The sequence below is a fragment of the Thalassospira sp. MIT1004 genome (assembly GCF_001858545.1).
Classification (GTDB): Bacteria; Pseudomonadota; Alphaproteobacteria; order Rhodospirillales; family Thalassospiraceae; genus Thalassospira; species Thalassospira xiamenensis.
In genome coordinates this window covers 362,117-377,212 of sequence record NZ_MCAO01000042.1, presented here as the reverse complement: position 1 = coordinate 377,212, position 15,096 = coordinate 362,117, and the positions used below count along the sequence as shown (strand labels likewise).

Annotated in this window: 15 protein-coding genes; 11 read left to right on the top strand and 4 right to left on the bottom strand. The window is 55.7% G+C overall.

Translation table 11 applies throughout. From position 1 onward, the window contains the following. Window positions 1-33: 33 nt before the first annotated feature. Complete coding sequence (locus BC440_RS15820; RefSeq protein WP_007091411.1) at window positions 34-447, top strand: DUF779 domain-containing protein; 414 nt, start codon at window positions 34-36, stop codon at window positions 445-447. A 151-nt stretch (window positions 448-598) separates the two neighbouring features. On the opposite strand, the gene BC440_RS15815 is transcribed toward BC440_RS15820, so the two are convergent. Then, complete coding sequence (locus BC440_RS15815) at window positions 599-1,603, bottom strand: putative sulfate exporter family transporter (RefSeq protein WP_071240499.1); 1,005 nt, start codon at window positions 1,601-1,603, stop codon at window positions 599-601. Window positions 1,604-1,714: 111 nt separating this feature from the next. Here BC440_RS15815 and BC440_RS15810 point away from each other — a divergent pair, with 111 nt between their 5' ends. From BC440_RS15810 to BC440_RS22455, 4 genes are all read left to right on the top strand, one after another. After that, complete coding sequence (locus BC440_RS15810; protein WP_341455982.1) at window positions 1,715-2,608, top strand: LysR substrate-binding domain-containing protein; 894 nt, start codon at window positions 1,715-1,717, stop codon at window positions 2,606-2,608. A 191-nt stretch (window positions 2,609-2,799) separates the two neighbouring features. Beyond that, window positions 2,800-4,185, top strand: coding sequence for a cytochrome ubiquinol oxidase subunit I (locus tag BC440_RS15805; RefSeq protein ID WP_071240498.1), 1,386 nt, complete (start codon window positions 2,800-2,802; stop codon window positions 4,183-4,185). After that, window positions 4,182-5,180 carry a cytochrome d ubiquinol oxidase subunit II gene (gene cydB, locus BC440_RS15800; RefSeq protein WP_037990801.1) on the top strand — a complete coding sequence of 333 codons (999 nt, stop codon included), beginning with the start codon at window positions 4,182-4,184 and terminating at the stop codon, window positions 5,178-5,180. The genes BC440_RS15805 and cydB overlap by 4 nt, the downstream gene beginning before the upstream one ends. Then, a complete protein-coding gene (locus BC440_RS22455) occupies window positions 5,180-5,308 on the top strand; it encodes a DUF2474 family protein (protein WP_040059893.1) in 129 nt (42 codons plus the stop codon). The genes cydB and BC440_RS22455 overlap by 1 nt, the downstream gene beginning before the upstream one ends. 113 nt (window positions 5,309-5,421) lie before the next feature. Here the strand turns inward: BC440_RS22455 and BC440_RS15795 are convergent, their stop codons facing one another. Further along, window positions 5,422-5,820 (bottom strand): cupin domain-containing protein, encoded by a 399-nt coding sequence (locus tag BC440_RS15795; RefSeq protein ID WP_071240497.1) that lies wholly within the window; start codon window positions 5,818-5,820, stop codon window positions 5,422-5,424. A 32-nt stretch (window positions 5,821-5,852) separates the two neighbouring features. Next, complete coding sequence (locus tag BC440_RS15790; RefSeq protein WP_071240496.1) at window positions 5,853-7,070, bottom strand: PLP-dependent aminotransferase family protein; 1,218 nt, start codon at window positions 7,068-7,070, stop codon at window positions 5,853-5,855. Window positions 7,071-7,301: 231 nt separating this feature from the next. On the opposite strand from BC440_RS15790, the gene BC440_RS15785 reads away from it, so the two are divergent. From BC440_RS15785 to astB, 4 genes are read left to right on the top strand one after another with little or no spacing between them, the layout of a single operon-like run. Beyond that, complete coding sequence (locus BC440_RS15785) at window positions 7,302-8,543, top strand: hydrolase (protein ID WP_071240495.1); 1,242 nt, start codon at window positions 7,302-7,304, stop codon at window positions 8,541-8,543. 4 nt (window positions 8,544-8,547) lie between these two features. Continuing rightward, window positions 8,548-9,567, top strand: coding sequence for an arginine N-succinyltransferase (locus BC440_RS15780; RefSeq protein WP_071240494.1), 1,020 nt, complete (start codon window positions 8,548-8,550; stop codon window positions 9,565-9,567). Window positions 9,568-9,585: 18 nt separating this feature from the next. Next, entirely contained in the window at window positions 9,586-11,067 is a 1,482-nt protein-coding gene (astD, locus tag BC440_RS15775) for a succinylglutamate-semialdehyde dehydrogenase (protein WP_071240493.1), read from the top strand. Further along, a complete protein-coding gene (astB, locus tag BC440_RS15770; protein ID WP_071240492.1) occupies window positions 11,064-12,422 on the top strand; it encodes an N-succinylarginine dihydrolase in 1,359 nt (452 codons plus the stop codon). The genes astD and astB overlap by 4 nt, the downstream gene beginning before the upstream one ends. Window positions 12,423-12,441: 19 nt before the next feature. Here astB and BC440_RS22980 read toward each other — a convergent pair whose 3' ends face one another. Then, window positions 12,442-12,738, bottom strand: coding sequence for a hypothetical protein (locus BC440_RS22980; protein WP_139190028.1), 297 nt, complete (start codon window positions 12,736-12,738; stop codon window positions 12,442-12,444). A 189-nt stretch (window positions 12,739-12,927) separates the two neighbouring features. Between BC440_RS22980 and BC440_RS15760 the strand changes: the two genes are divergently transcribed. Continuing rightward, entirely contained in the window at window positions 12,928-14,340 is a 1,413-nt protein-coding gene (locus tag BC440_RS15760) for an aminotransferase (RefSeq protein ID WP_071240491.1), read from the top strand. A 101-nt stretch (window positions 14,341-14,441) separates the two neighbouring features. After that, window positions 14,442-14,903 (top strand): Lrp/AsnC family transcriptional regulator, encoded by a 462-nt coding sequence (locus BC440_RS15755; RefSeq protein WP_071240490.1) that lies wholly within the window; start codon window positions 14,442-14,444, stop codon window positions 14,901-14,903. Window positions 14,904-15,096: the final 193 nt, after the last annotated feature.

Sequence of the window (15,096 nt, the reverse complement as noted above, 5' to 3'; positions counted from 1 at the left end):
CGTACCCGGCCCTTCCCGATACAGGAGGCGAAGATGACAACAGATCAAATTCCGGCACGGGTCACGGCCACCGACGCGGCCACCGCCCTGATCCGGAAGCTCAAGGACATTCACGGCCCCCTGATGTTTCATCAATCCGGCGGCTGTTGCGATGGCAGTGCGCCAATGTGCTTTCCGGATGGGGAATTCAAAACCGGCGATCAGGATGTGTTACTGGGCGAAATTGAAGGCAGCCCGTTTTATATCGGACGCGCCCAATTCGAATATTGGCGTCACACACAGCTGATCATTGACGTCGTGGATGGACGCGGGGGCATGTTTTCGCTGGAGGGGCCGGAAGGCAAACGCTTTCTGACCCGATCACGCATCTTCACCGATGACGAATGGAATGCACTGAAATACGCCGAACAAGGAAACGAGCAATCTAAAACAGAAGCAAGAACGTAAAGAAGGTTACCAACGCAGATCTACCCGTGACATTGCGCGATCCCTGCCTCCCACAGTGCCTGCTCGCCAATGTCTGAAGATGCCGGACGCATCTTCCCCTTGCCCGTCGCCATTCCCCCCGAACAGGCGGCGGGCTTTTTCTTGTCTGCGATCAGGCCAAAATCACCAGCACCAGAAGACCAAGTGCACACAGCACCAGAAGCGACAGAAGGGCCGCTGCCATCACCCGCCCGCCAACATGCATGACGCTTCGGATATCGACACTTAACCCCAATGCCGCCATGGCAAGGATGGTCAGGAAGGATGATGTCGTGCGCATCGGCTCCAGCGCGATTTCGGGGATCAGGCCAAATGAACGGGCTGCCATCATCGCCACAAACCCGACAATGAACCACGGCACCATCTGGGTCACAGGCAGGCGAACCTCGCGTTTGCGCCCACCGATCAGGGCAAGCGCAAAGATCACCGGGCCAAGCATCAGAACCCGGATCAGTTTTACCAGCGTTCCGACCTGCACGGCCAAAGCCCCCGCCGGGGCGGTCGCGGCCAGAACCTGCGGGACTGCATAAACCGTCAAGCCGGAAAAAATACCATATTGCGCGGCACTCAGGCCCAGCCCGACATGCACCAGCGGCAGGGCAAAAACAAACAGAACCCCCAGAACAGCGGTAAAGGCGATGGAGGCCGCAACATCATCGGATTTTGCTGAAATCACCGGGGCGGTGGCGGCAATCGCCGAATTGCCACAGATCGAATTGCCGCAGGCCACCAGCATCGCTAAATGCTTCGACAGTCCAAGTAACCGCCCGATATGGAAGCTTAAAAACAGACTGGTGCAAACCACCAGAACAATGGCCGCAATCAGGCCAAAGCCCGCCTGCCCCAAGGCCTGCGCACTGATTGACGCGCCCAGCAAAACAATCGCGATTTCAAGCACGGTCTTCCCACAAAACCGCACACCATCATGAAACGGCTTGGCAAGGCCAAACACGGATCGCACCACCACACCAAGCAGGATGGCAAAAACCAGACCTTCGATCCAGCCATGCCCCAAAAGGCTACGCTCCGCCTGCTCAACCAGTTTGGCGATCAGGGCAATCGCCGTGGTCAGGAACAGACCGGGCAAAAGGGATTTGAGGTAGGCTTTAAAAAACATGATCTGCCTGTAAAATGTGACAGGCGAAAAATCACACGATCAATCATTTACTTCCATCGAATAAAAATGGATATATTATTCGATAATTTCGAACAATAACGGGCATGTGCCATGATGACCCTTGAACAGCTTGCCATCTTTGTTGCCGTGGCCGAACGCGAACATCTCACAAAAGCCGCCGATGCAATTGGCCTCACCCCCTCGGCAGTCAGTTCGGCGATCAAGAACCTCGAAGGGTTTTATGGCGTTGCGCTGTTCCACCGGGTCGGACGGCGGATCGAGCTTAGCGAAACCGGGCGGCTGTTTTTAAACGAGGCCAAGGCAACCTTGGCACGCGCACGCGCCGCCGAACTGACACTGGCGGAACTTGGCGGATTGCAGCGCGGCGAGCTTAACGTTTATGCCAGCCAGACAATCGCCAGTTACTGGCTGCCACCGTTTTTGATGCAGTTTCATGATCAGTATCCCGGCATTGCCATCAATCTGACGATTGGCAATACAAAAACCGTGGCCGATGCCGTCCGCGGTGGTGCCGCCGATATCGGCTTTATCGAGGGCGAAGTTGATGAACCGGCACTTGCCATGCGCGAAGTCGCCGAAGATGCATTGGTGGTGGTGGTCGGCCCCAAACATCCCTGGGCCGATGGCAGGCCCTTAAGCGCGCAGGACCTGACAACCCAAAGCAGCTGGGTCCTTCGCGAAGCCGGATCTGGCACACGTTCGGAGTTTGAGAATGCGGTACACCAGTCGGGCATTGATCCGCAACGGCTTAAAATCGCCCTGACATTACCGGCAAACGAGGCGGTGATTACCGCGGTTGAAACCGGCATCAGCGCCACCGCCGTTTCAAGCTTCGCCGTCAGTTCCCTGATCGCGCAGGGGCGGCTTTTCCGTGCGGCATTCCATATTCGCCCACGCAAATTCATGATGCTACGCCACAAGGAACGCCGCCAGACGCAAAGTTCGCTGGCTTTGGAAAAGCTTTGCCTTTCCACAAACGCATAATCGAATTTTCCAGATCAAAATTGCGAATACGCAATGCACAATTTGGACGGGCCCTTTATCACTTTGTCCTTATGAACACGGCCCCTGATCCGCTGTTTTCAGTGGATCAGGTCATGCAATGAGCGATTTCGCGTTGCAACGAAAAACGCGGCCCGACAGGAAGGCTTTGCCTGATAAAAGGACCAACGCCAATGTTTGATCCCGACATATTGGCCCGCGTGCAATTCGCGTTCACCATCTCGTTTCACATCATTTTTCCGTCCTTTACCATTGGACTGGCCAGTTATCTTTTCGTGCTCGAAGCGCTTTGGCTGCGCACGCGTGATGACACCTATCTGGCGCTATATAAATTCTGGCTGAAAATCTTTGCGCTGGCCTTTGGCATGGGTGTCGTTTCGGGCATTGTCATGTCCTATCAGTTCGGCACGAACTGGGGACCTTTTTCCGAATTTACCGGCAGCGTGCTAGGCCCGCTTCTGGCCTACGAGGTACTCAGCGCCTTTTTCCTCGAGGCCGGGTTCCTCGGCATCATGCTGTTTGGCCTTAACCGTGTCGGACCGAAGCTGCATTTCACTGCGACCACCATGGTTGCGATTGGCACATTGTTTTCCGCCTTCTGGATTTTGTCGGCCAATAGCTGGATGCAGACACCCACCGGCCATATTATCGAAAATGGTCGGGCTGTTGTCCAAAGCTGGTGGGATGTGATCTTTAATCCAAGCTTCCCCTATCGGCTTGTTCACATGGTTCTGGCCGCCTTCCTGACCACCGCCCTTGTGGTTGGTGCGGTGGGGGCGTGGCATTTGCTGCGTGATCGGGAAAACCGCGCCGCACGGATCATGTTTTCCATGGCAATGTGGATGGCCGCCATCGTCGCCCCGATCCAGATCGTGGCCGGTGATATGCACGGGCTTAATACCCTTGAACATCAACCGGCCAAGGTCGCGGCTATGGAGGGCCATTTTGAAACGCAAAATGGTGCGCCGCTAATCCTGTTTGGCTGGCCCGACATGGCGGCAGAGGAAACAAAATACGCCGTTGAAATCCCGAAACTGGGATCAATGATCCTGACCCATGACTGGGATGGCAGGATCACCGGATTAAAGGATTTCGCCCCCGAAGACCGCCCGAATGCGACCATCGTATTCTGGACATTCCGCATCATGGTCGGACTTGGCATTTTGATGGCGTTACTTGGTATCGTCAGCCTGTTCGCCCGATGGCGCAAATCGCTTTATAGCTGCACGTGGCTGCATCGCTTTGCCCTGATCATGGGGCCAAGCGGCTTTATCGCCATTCTGGCCGGATGGTTCACCACCGAAATCGGGCGTCAGCCCTGGGTGGTTTACGGGTTGATGCGCACATCCGAGGCCGGATCGCCCGTCGCCCCGACCGCAATTGCCGGATCTCTTGCCGCATTCGTCATTGTCTATGCCATCGTGTTTGGGGTTGGCACCGCCTATATCATCCGCGCGATGAACAGGGACCCGCGTTTTGCCCATTCGCCGAAGGGCGAAGTCCTGCGCGCCGGAAGCCGCCCGGTTTCTGATCCCACCATCCCGACGGCAGGAGAATGATCATGGATTATCAACTGATCTGGGTACTGCTGATTGCGGTTGCCGTTTTCGCCTATGTCACGCTTGATGGTTTTGATCTTGGCATTGGCATTCTGTTTCCGTTCATCAAGGACCCGGCCAAACGCGGCAAGATGATGAATACGGTTGCCCCTGTGTGGGATGGCAATGAAACCTGGCTGGTGCTGGGCGGTGGCGGGCTTTATGCCGCCTTCCCGCTGGCCTATTCATTGCTGATGACCGCGTTTTACATCCCGGTTTTCACCATGTTGCTGGCATTGGTGTTTCGCGGGGTGGCGTTCGAATTCCGGTTCAAAAGCCGCGATCATCAAAAACACTGGGACTTTGCCTTTTCCGCCGGATCCATCATTGCGGCCGCGATGCAGGGTGCAATGCTGGGTGCGTTTATCGAAGGCATTGCCGTTGAAAATGCCAAATTCGTTGGCGGCCCGTTTGACTGGCTAAGCCCGTTTTCGGTGTTCTGCGCGTCCGCCGTCGTGGTTGGCTATGCCCTGCTTGGCACCGGCTGGCTGATCATGAAGATGGAAGGCAATTTTCAGGGGCGTTTGCGCGCCCTTGCCAAACCTGCGGTGATCTGGATGGCTGCCAATCTTGGCGTGGTGTCATTGATGACAAGCTATATCCACCCGGCTTATGCCGCGCGCTGGTTTGATATGCCAAACCTGTTTTTCCTTGCCCCGATCCCGATTGTCACGACCGGCCTGCTTTTCTGGCTTTGGCATGCGGTCAAGCACCGGGAAAAGACGGTGTTTGGCATTACACTTGGCATTTTCTTCCTGTGCTATGCCGGGTTTGGCATCACGCTTTATCCCAATATCGTCCCACCGATGATTGATTTCAGAACGGCCGCCGCCCCCGACAACAGCCTGTCCTTCATGCTGGTCGGTGCTGCCATTCTGATCCCGATCATTCTGGCCTATACCGCCTATGCCTATTGGGTATTCCGGGGCAAGGTCGGGGATGAAGGATATCACTGATGACGGCATTTTCACCCAAACCCAAAACCCGGCGTGTGCTTTGGTTTATCGGGCTTTATGCCGGGGGCATCCTTGTGATCGGGGCTGTGTCGCTTTTGCTCCGCAGCCTGATCACCGGAATTTCATGAAAACATCCGATCACAAATATCGGATTACTCCGTCTACCTGCTGACACTTGTCAGCAACTCCGGCCCGGCAGCAAGGTCCCCCACCCCTGCCGGGCCTTTTCATTCGGGGTCAGTCATTGGCCCAGATAATCGCCATCCGCCACCTTTTCCAGCCAATCGACCGGCGATCCGTTCACAGATTCTGCAATCGCGATATGCGTCATCGCGGTTTTGTCGGTCGCCGCGTGCCAATGCTTTTCCCCCGGCTCGAACCAGACGATATCGCCGGGGCGGATTTCTTCGCGGGGTCCGCCTTCACGCTGCGCCCAGCCAAGGCCGCTTGTGATGATCACGGTCTGGCCCAGCGGATGGGTATGCCATGCGGTGCGCGCGCCCGGTTCAAACGTCACAATGGCCCCACCGACACGGGCGGGATCGGTGGTCTGAAACGGGCTGTCGATCCGAACCGTACCCGTGAAGTAATCCGGCGATCCCTTTGTCGATGCCTTTGATGCGTTACGCTGGATGTTCATGATGATCCTTCGGCTTTGTTGCACAATACCCCTTACTGATTGTGCACACGCCGGATCAGCAATGCCAAGCGCTCGATCCCGTCACGGATGCGATCGGGCTTTTCGGTGGCGAAGCTGAGGCGCGCGGTATTGCGGCCCGTGTGATCACAGAAAAAGGCCTGACCGGGGACAAAGGCGACCCTGGCATCGTGCAGGGCCTGATCCAGCAATTGGCGGCTGTCGATATTTTCCGGCAGGGTCAACCAGATGAACATGCCGCCTTCGGGTCTTGTATAAGACACGGTTTCGGGCATGAATTCATCCAAAGCGGCCAGCATCGTATCGCGTTTGGCGCGATAGGCATCGCGGATGGTATCAAGATGCCCCGGAAACAGTCTGCGCGCCGCACGAAGGGCGACTTCCTGATTGATGGTCGACACATGCAGATCACCGGCCTGCTTCATCAGCACCAGCCGTTCGATCACCGGACGGGGCGCAGAAACCCAGCCAATCCGAAGGGCGGGCACCAGCGTTTTGGAAAATGTGCCAAGCTGAATAACGGTTCCGGCCTCTGGATCGCCATTGGTTTCATCAAGTGACAGCAACGATGGCAACACATCACCTTCGTAGGACAGCTTGCAATAGGCCGCGTCTTCAAGAATGACCGCACCATATTTGCGCGCGATTTCGAGCGCGGCCAGACGCCGTTCAAGACTATAGGACCGCCCGGTCGGATTCTGGAAATCCGGTGCGAGATAGGCAATGCGCGCACCACGTTCAAACGCGGCTTCGAGTTCGGCAATCACCGGGCCATCATCATCCATATTCACCCCGACATAGGTCGGACGGCGCATGGAAAAGGCCTGCATCGCGCCAAGGTAGCTTGGCTTTTCAACGATGATTTCACGGCCCGGTTCCAACAACAAACGGGCAAGCATATCAAGCCCCTGCTGCGCGCCACAGGTGATCAGGATGTTATCAATTCCGCGCACCGCCCCGCTGGCAGCCAGATCATCGGCAATCCATTGACGAAGCGCGGGCAGGCCTTCGCTGATGGAATATTGCAGGCTTTTGCGGCCGGCAACCTCGTCGGTCGTCAGATCACCATAGATGGCATTGAAATCGGCCAACGGGAAAAGCGACGGATCAGGCACGCCCCCGGCAAAGGAAATGATTTCCGGCCGGTCGGCCACTTTAAGCAGATCACGGATTTCGGAGGCGGTAAGCGCACGGGCATCACGAACGATCAGGTCATTCCATTGGACAGTCATGGGGCTTCTCTTTAGGTCAGTGTTGTTGCCATTATTTGGCAAGGAAGACTGACCTAAATCAAGTTTATTTTTCTAGGGTCATCAATTTTGAAATAAAATTACCAACCCGCATTTCATCGGACCGCATGTAATTCCGTTTCCATCCCCCTATCCCGCACCACCTGCCGGGCGGTTTTTGGCACGATATATCCAATAATCAATCAACAATGCCAAACCGTTCCAAAGGTTATCATGACCGAATATGCAAAGTTTCAGCCTTGGCTCGACTGGCTTGATCAGCGTTACGACAAAACGCTTGATCGCCTGAAATCGTGGTCGGCGATCAATAGTGGCACGGGCAATATCGACGGCCTTGACCGGATGCGTGAGGCCATTCTGGATGCCTTTGCCGAACTTGACGCCACAACCGCGATCATCGACCTGTCCGATTGCGAGGCGGTCGCCGCCGACGGCAGCATCGCCCCCGTGCGCTATGGCAAGCTTTTGCATTTTTCCAGACGGCCACAGGCCCCGGTTCGGGTTCTGCTCTGCATTCATTATGACACGGTCTTTGCCATCGACAGCCCGTTTCAGACCCCGCGCCTGATTGATGAGAATACATTGAACGGGCCGGGCGTTGCCGATGCCAAGGGTGGTATTCTTACGATCCTCAATGCGCTAAGCGCACTGGAACGAAGCCCGTTTGCCAGTGGCATCGGCTGGGACGTGATCCTGAACCCGGATGAAGAAACCGGCTCCATCGGATCGGCTCCGTTTTTAGCCGAACACGCCCGTGCCGCCGATTTCGGCATGCTGTATGAACCGGCACTGGAAGACGGCACCCTTGCCGGGGCACGCAAGGGATCAGGCAATTTTTTCGTCCGGATCAAGGGGCGTGCTGCCCATGCGGGCCGTGAATTTCATGCCGGGCGCAGTGCGATGGTCGCGGCCAGTGACTGCGTCATGCGCCTTGATCGGCTGAACGGCAAGGTTGGCGAGGCCACATTCAACATCGGCAAGATCGATGGCGGCGGGCCGGTCAATGTCGTGCCCGAAAGTGCCGTCGTGCGCTTTAACGTTCGGGTTTCAAACCATGACGAACGCCATCAGGCCGAAAATGAAATTGCCGATGTCATTGCTGCGATCAATCAGCGTGACGGCATCACCGCCGAACTGCATGGCCAGTTTGGCCGCGCGCCAAAGCCGATGGCGGGCCGGACCAAGGCGCTTTTTGAATGGGTGCGCGAACTGGGTCACGACCTTGATCTTGATATCGCATGGAAACCCACCGGGGGCTGTTGCGATGGCAATAATCTGGCCGAGGCCGGATTACCCAATATCGATACCCTTGGGGTGCGCGGCGGCCTGATCCATTCCGATCAGGAGTTCGTGAAGCTCGACAGTCTGATCGAACGGGCAAAACTTTCGGCCCTGATCCTGATGAAAGCCGGTTCCGGTGATTTACCCGACGCATTGAAAAAGACGGAGATATAAAATCATGATGCGTGTCCGCCCCGCCCGTATGAGCGACCTTGACCGGCTGGTTGATCTGGCATCCTCGGCCAGCAAGGGTTTGACCACCCTTCCGGCCAATCGTGACTTGCTTGAAGCCCGCATTACAGAAAGCATTGAGGCCTTCGGGGTCGATATCGACGGCCCCGGTGGTGAAAGCTATTTCATGGTTCTGGAAGATACCGCCAATGGCAAGGTCGCGGGCACCTGCGCGATCTATGCCGGGGTCGGGTTATCAAAGGCGTTCTATAACTATAAAATCCTGAAACTGACGCAGTATTCGCACGAATTGAATGTCACCGTAACGTCACGCCTGCTGACCCTCGTGAATGATTATCAGGGCGCGACCGAGGTGGGCACACTTTACCTTGACCCCGATTATCGCAAGGACGGCAACGGGCAGCTTCTGGCACGGTCGCGATATTTGCTGATGGGGTGCTTCAAGGAACGGTTTTCGGAAATGGTCATGGCCGAAATGCGCGGCTGGCAGGATGAAAACGGTAAATCACCGCTTTGGGAAGCTCTGGGATCGCATTTCTTTAACATCCCGTTCCCCGATGCCGATTACATTTCCGGGGTGGGTAATAACCAGTTCATTGCCGACCTGATGCCGAAATACCCGATCTATATCGAAATGCTGCCCAAGGCCGCCCAGGATGTGATCGGCAAAACCCATGATGAAACGCGCCCGGCATTGAACCTTTTGAAAAAGGAAGGTTTCCGGTTTTCAAATGCGGTCGATATTTTTGATGGCGGACCATGCGTTGATGTTCGGCTTGATGACATCCGCACCATCCGCCATTCCAAAATCGCCACCATCCGCAAAATCGTTGATCGAAGCCCCGCCATGGAACGCCACCTTGCCTGCACACTGGAACTTTCCGGGTATCAGGCAAGCTGGCTTTACATGAATGTTGTGAATGGCACGCATGTCGATCTGGATCGCGATCAGGCCGAAATCCTTGGTCTGCGTGCTGGCGATCAGATCCGTTTTGTCACCGATTAACACGCAGGAGCAGGCATCATGACCCAGAAATCAAATCCCGCCCTGTTCATCAATGGCACATGGCAAACCGGCAATGGCAAAGCATTTCACGCCGAAAACCCGGCCAATGGCGATATCATCTGGCAGGGGAATTCCGCCAGCGGTGACGATGTTAACACCGCGATCATGGCGGCACGAAATGCCTTTCCGGCATGGGCAAAACGCGACCTGAATGAAAGGATCGAAATCCTTGAACGGTTTGCCGGGTTGCTCACTGATCATAAGGACGCACTGGCACGCGCCATCAGCCGTGATACCGGCAAACCGCATTGGGAGGCCTTGACCGAAGTCGGTGCAATGGCCGGCAAGATCGCGATTTCGATCAAGGCCTATCATGAGCGCACCGGCACGCGCCAAGGTGACGCACCGGGCGGCGGACAGGCAATTTTGCGCCACAAACCCCACGGGGTTGTTGCGGTCTTTGGTCCCTATAACTTCCCCGGCCATCTGCCCAACGGCCATATCGTCCCGGCCCTTCTGGCGGGCAATTGCGTGGTGTTCAAGCCATCCGAACTGACCCCGCTTGTCGCCGAAGAAACCGTAAAGCTTTGGCAACAGGCCGGATTGCCGGGCGGGGTTCTGAACCTTGTGCAGGGCGAACGCGATACCGGCATTGCCGTGGCGCAGCATCCCGGTATCGACGGGCTGTTCTTTACCGGCAGTGTCCCGACCGGACGCCATTTGCACCATGCCTTTGCCGGGCAGATGGACAAAATTCTGGCGCTGGAACTTGGCGGGAATAATCCGCTTGTCGTCTGGGACGCCGCCGATCTCGATGCCGTCGCCCACCATACCGTCATGTCGGCCTTTATCACCGCAGGGCAACGTTGCACCTGCGCGCGCCGCCTGATCGTGCCATCCGGCGCAAGGGGCGATGCGATGGTCGCCGCCATCAATGATTATTGCGACAGGCTGATTATCGGTGCGCCAGATGATGATCCCGAACCCTTCATGGGCCCGGTGATTTCCAACCGGGCGGCGGATGCATTGATCGCGTCACAGGCAAAACTTGTTACCGATGGTGCCAAAATCATCCGCGAAATGACGCGTCCCGATCCTGTCCGCCCGTTCCTGACACCGGGCCTGATTGACGTGACCGATTTAAAGGACCGCGCGGACGAGGAACTGTTTGGCCCGATCCTGCAAATCATCCGGGTCGATCACTTTGACGACGCGATCCGTGAAGCCAACAATACCCGTTTTGGCCTTGCCGCCGGGTTGCTGTGCGATGATGACGAACTTTGGCAACGCTTCATCCATGAAAGCCGCGCCGGGATCGTCAACTGGAACAAGCAACTGACCGGCGCATCCAGTAGCGCCCCGTTTGGCGGCATCGGCGAAAGCGGCAACCACCGCCCGTCGGCCTATTACGCCGCCGATTATTGCGCATGGCCGGTCGCAACCCTTCAGATCGACAAACTGATCGCCCCCGATGCCGTCCCCAAAGGAGTACGTCCATGACCCGATACGCCATCGAAGCCAATTTTGACGGTTTGGTCGGGCCAACGCACAATTATGCCGGGTTAAGCTTTGGCAATGTCGCCTCGACCAGCAACGCCAGCACACATTCCAACCCAAAATCCGCCGCCCTTCAGGGCCTGACCAAGATGAAGGCGCTGCATGACATGGGCTTTGTGCAGGGTGTGTTGCCACCCCATGAACGCCCGCATGTCAAAACCCTGCGCGATGTTTTCGGCTTTTGTGGGTCGGATGGTGATGTTCTGGCCTCCGCCTGGAAGACCAACCCGAACCTTGTTCTGGCGGTATCATCGGCATCCCCGATGTGGACGGCCAATGCCGCAACCGTTTCGCCTAGCGGTGATACTGCCGATGGCAAGGTGCATTTCACCCCGGCCAATCTGTGCGCCATGTTCCACCGGTCGATCGAACATCCGGTGACCGGGCGCGCACTTGCCGCGACATTCGCCAATCCTGATCATTTCATCCATCATGCCGCCCCGCCCGGCACCGACCATATGGGGGACGAGGGGGCTGCCAACCACACCCGTTTTTGTGGCGATTACGGCGCGCGCGGGGTCGAATTTTTCGTCTATGGCCGTCATGCTTTTGATCCTGGTAAAACCCGGCCAAACCGCTATCCGGCACGCCAGACGTTCGAAGCCAGCAGCGCGATTGCCCGCCATCATGGCTTATCCGAAAATGGTGTCGTCTATGCGCAGCAAAACCCGGACCTTATTGATGCCGGGGTGTTTCATAATGACGTGATTTCGGTCGGCAATGCCAATGTGCTGTTCCATTACGAGGACGTCTTTGTTAACACGCCCGCCGTCATTGACGACATCCGGCGCAAGATGGACGGCATTGCCGATTTCACCAGCATCGAGGTGCCCCAAAGCGCGGTGCCGCTTCCCGACGTGATCAAAAGCTACCTGTTCAATTCACAGCTTTTGCGCCTGCCGGAAAATGGTCAGATGATGCTGATCCTGCCGACCGAGGCCGAAGAAACCATATCGGTCCGCGATTACCTTTATGACCTGATCGGCAAGGACAATACGCCAATAAGACAGATCAAGTTTTTCGACCTGCGCCAAAGCATGCGCAATGGCGGTGGGCCGGCCTGTTTGCGGCTGCGCGTCGCATTGACCGATGCCGAACTTGCCGCCACCAACCCGCAAAGCCTGATCGACGATCAACGCTTTGCCGAACTTACAGGCTGGGTCGAAAAACATTATCGCGACCGGCTAAGCGCTGATGATTTCCGCGATCCAACGCTTCTGACCGAAGTCCGAACAGCCCTTGATGAGCTCACACAGCTTCTTCAGCTTGGTCCGATTTATGATTTCCAGCACACCTAATTAGCATGCATCTACGGTGCTAATGGTTAAAGTAACGTCGGACGAATCTAACGTTTCCATGATGCGCTTTGTCCGTCAAAACAACCGCAACCACGGCTCCGATAGCTGCGAAAACCAGCATTGCAGCAAAACTGTACCCAAAGAAATTTGCCATAATAATACTAGACAATATCGATGCGCCAATACCTCCGAAAAGCATGGCAGTTTTTATTTCACTTGAAGTACTTCCGTAGACCACCTCGGCTTGGCAACCGATACAGACCTTTACTCCATTCTGAGAAACATAATGGCAATGTGGGCAGGCAATTTCAGACATTTTCACCCCAAACTTAGAAATTAAAAAGTGATTCGAAAATTAAACTATCTTCGGTTGCAAAGGCAACGAGTTTCAACCGCAGCCACTGCTGTAAAGTCTACCAGCTTCAAAATTTAATACCGGACCAATCGTGGCAGAATACCGGGAACAACAAGCTTTACGCCCCACACAAAGCCCGGGAGACCTGCCATGTCGACCATTTATGATACCGAACTCCTTAAAAGATCGGATGCGGCCAATATCCTGCATCCGGCATCCGTGGTTGCCGATGTGTCAAACAACGGTCCGGCCCGCATTTTTGTCGAGGGCAAGGGCGCGTTCATTACCGATACCGACGGCAACAGGATGCTGGACGGGGTTGGCGGGCTTTGGTGCATGAATATCGGCTATGGCCGGGCCGAGATCGGTGATGCGATGAAGGCCGCATCCGATCAGATGGGCTATTTCCATACCTTTGCCGGGGCATCCAACCCGGCCCAGATCGAACTGGCCGAAAAGCTGGTGGCAAAGATGCCGGCTCACATCACCAAGGTCTTCTTTGGCAGTTCCGGGTCGGACGCCAACGATACATTGATGAAGATCGTCTGGTATTATAACGGGCTTCGCGGCAAACCGGAAAAGCGCAAGATCATCGCCCGCAAGCAGGCCTATCACGGCACCACCATTGCCGCCGCCAGCCTGACCGGGCTTGCATCCTTTCATCGCAATTTCGGCCTGCCGATCCCCGAAGTCAAACACACCTCGCTTCCGCATTATTACCGCGAAGCCAAACCGGGCGAGAGCGAAGAACAGTTTTCCTCCCGGCTGGCAAACGAGCTTGAAGACCTGATCATCGCAGAAGGTCCTGAAACGGTCGGAGCCTTCATTGCCGAACCGATCATGGGGGCCGGTGGTGTCATCACCCCGCCAAAGGGCTATTTCAAAGCCGTTCAGGCGGTTCTGAAAAAGCACGATATTCTGTTCATCTGTGATGAGGTTGTATGCGGTTACGGCCGCACCGGGAACTGGTTTGGTCATCAGCTTTATGACATTCGCCCCGATATGATCGCCACCGCCAAGGGCCTGACCAGTGGCTATTTCCCGATGTCAGCGGCCTTCATCAGCGATGATATCTGGGAAGTCCTGCGCGACGGATCGGCAACCCTTGGTGCATTTGCCCATGGCTTCACCTATTCCGGCCATCCGGTGGGATCGGCCGTGGCACTGGCGAACCTTGCGATCATCGAAGGCGAAAATCTGGTCGCGAATTCCGCAGAAACCGGTGCCTATCTCCATGCGCAGCTTAACGATACCTTTGGCCATCATGCCCATATCGGCGAAGTACGCGGTGTTGGCCTTCTGGGCGCCTTGCAACTGATGGCGGACCGGGACACAAAAACCGGGTTCGATCTGAAACACAAGATCGCAGCACGCTGTGCCGCAGCCATCGGAAACCAGGGCGTGATTGTCCGCCCGCTTCCAACCGCCGACAGCCTAGCATTTTCCCCGCCCCTGACGCTTGACCGGCGCGAAGCCGACCAGATGGTCGATGCGATCAAAAAGGGCATTGATCAGGTAATGGGTGAACTGAGTGCCGAGGAACGCAAGGGCATGGCTGCCTGATTTTCAAAACGCCCCAAATCCTGCCCCACTTGCCCGACCGGAATACTGGTCGGGCCGTTTTTTTATGTGTAAGGTGGCGCAAACAAGATAACGGCGACCCGATGATCAAGATCGACGAGATCAACCTTAAAATCCTGCGCGCCCTTCAGGCCAATGCAAAGCTGACCAATCTTGCCCTGTCAAAGCTGGTGGGACTAAGCCCGAGCCCGTGCCTTGACCGGGTCAAAAAGCTTGAAAAAGAAGCGGTCGTGAAACGCTATCGCGCGGTACTTGATATCGAAAAAATCTGCCCGCATGTCCGGGTCTTTGCCGAAGTCACCTTGACCGGCAAGACCGCCGCCGATTACAAACGCTTTGCCGACGCGGCCAAAACCATCCCCGAAGTCGTTGCCGCCTACCGGATTTCCGGGCCGTATGATTATATGCTCTGCCTCGTTTGTCGCGATGTGCAGCATTATCATTCCCTGTCCGAGGAAATGATCCACGGCAATCTTGGCATCACCAAATTCATCGGCCATGTCGCCCTGGCCCAGACCAAGGCATTCAAGGGCTATCCGGTTTAGGTTTGAGGTCTTGGCTTTATCGACCACAAAGAAAACACCCAAAGAACATATTTCCTTTGTACTAGAAAATATGTGGTTATCTTTTTTGTGTGATTTGGATAGAACGCGCTTGCATCAAAGCCGTTTCCATATTACCCATCAAAGCAACGTGAAATACATTTATAAACACAAATTTTGTGTTATTTGCCACAGT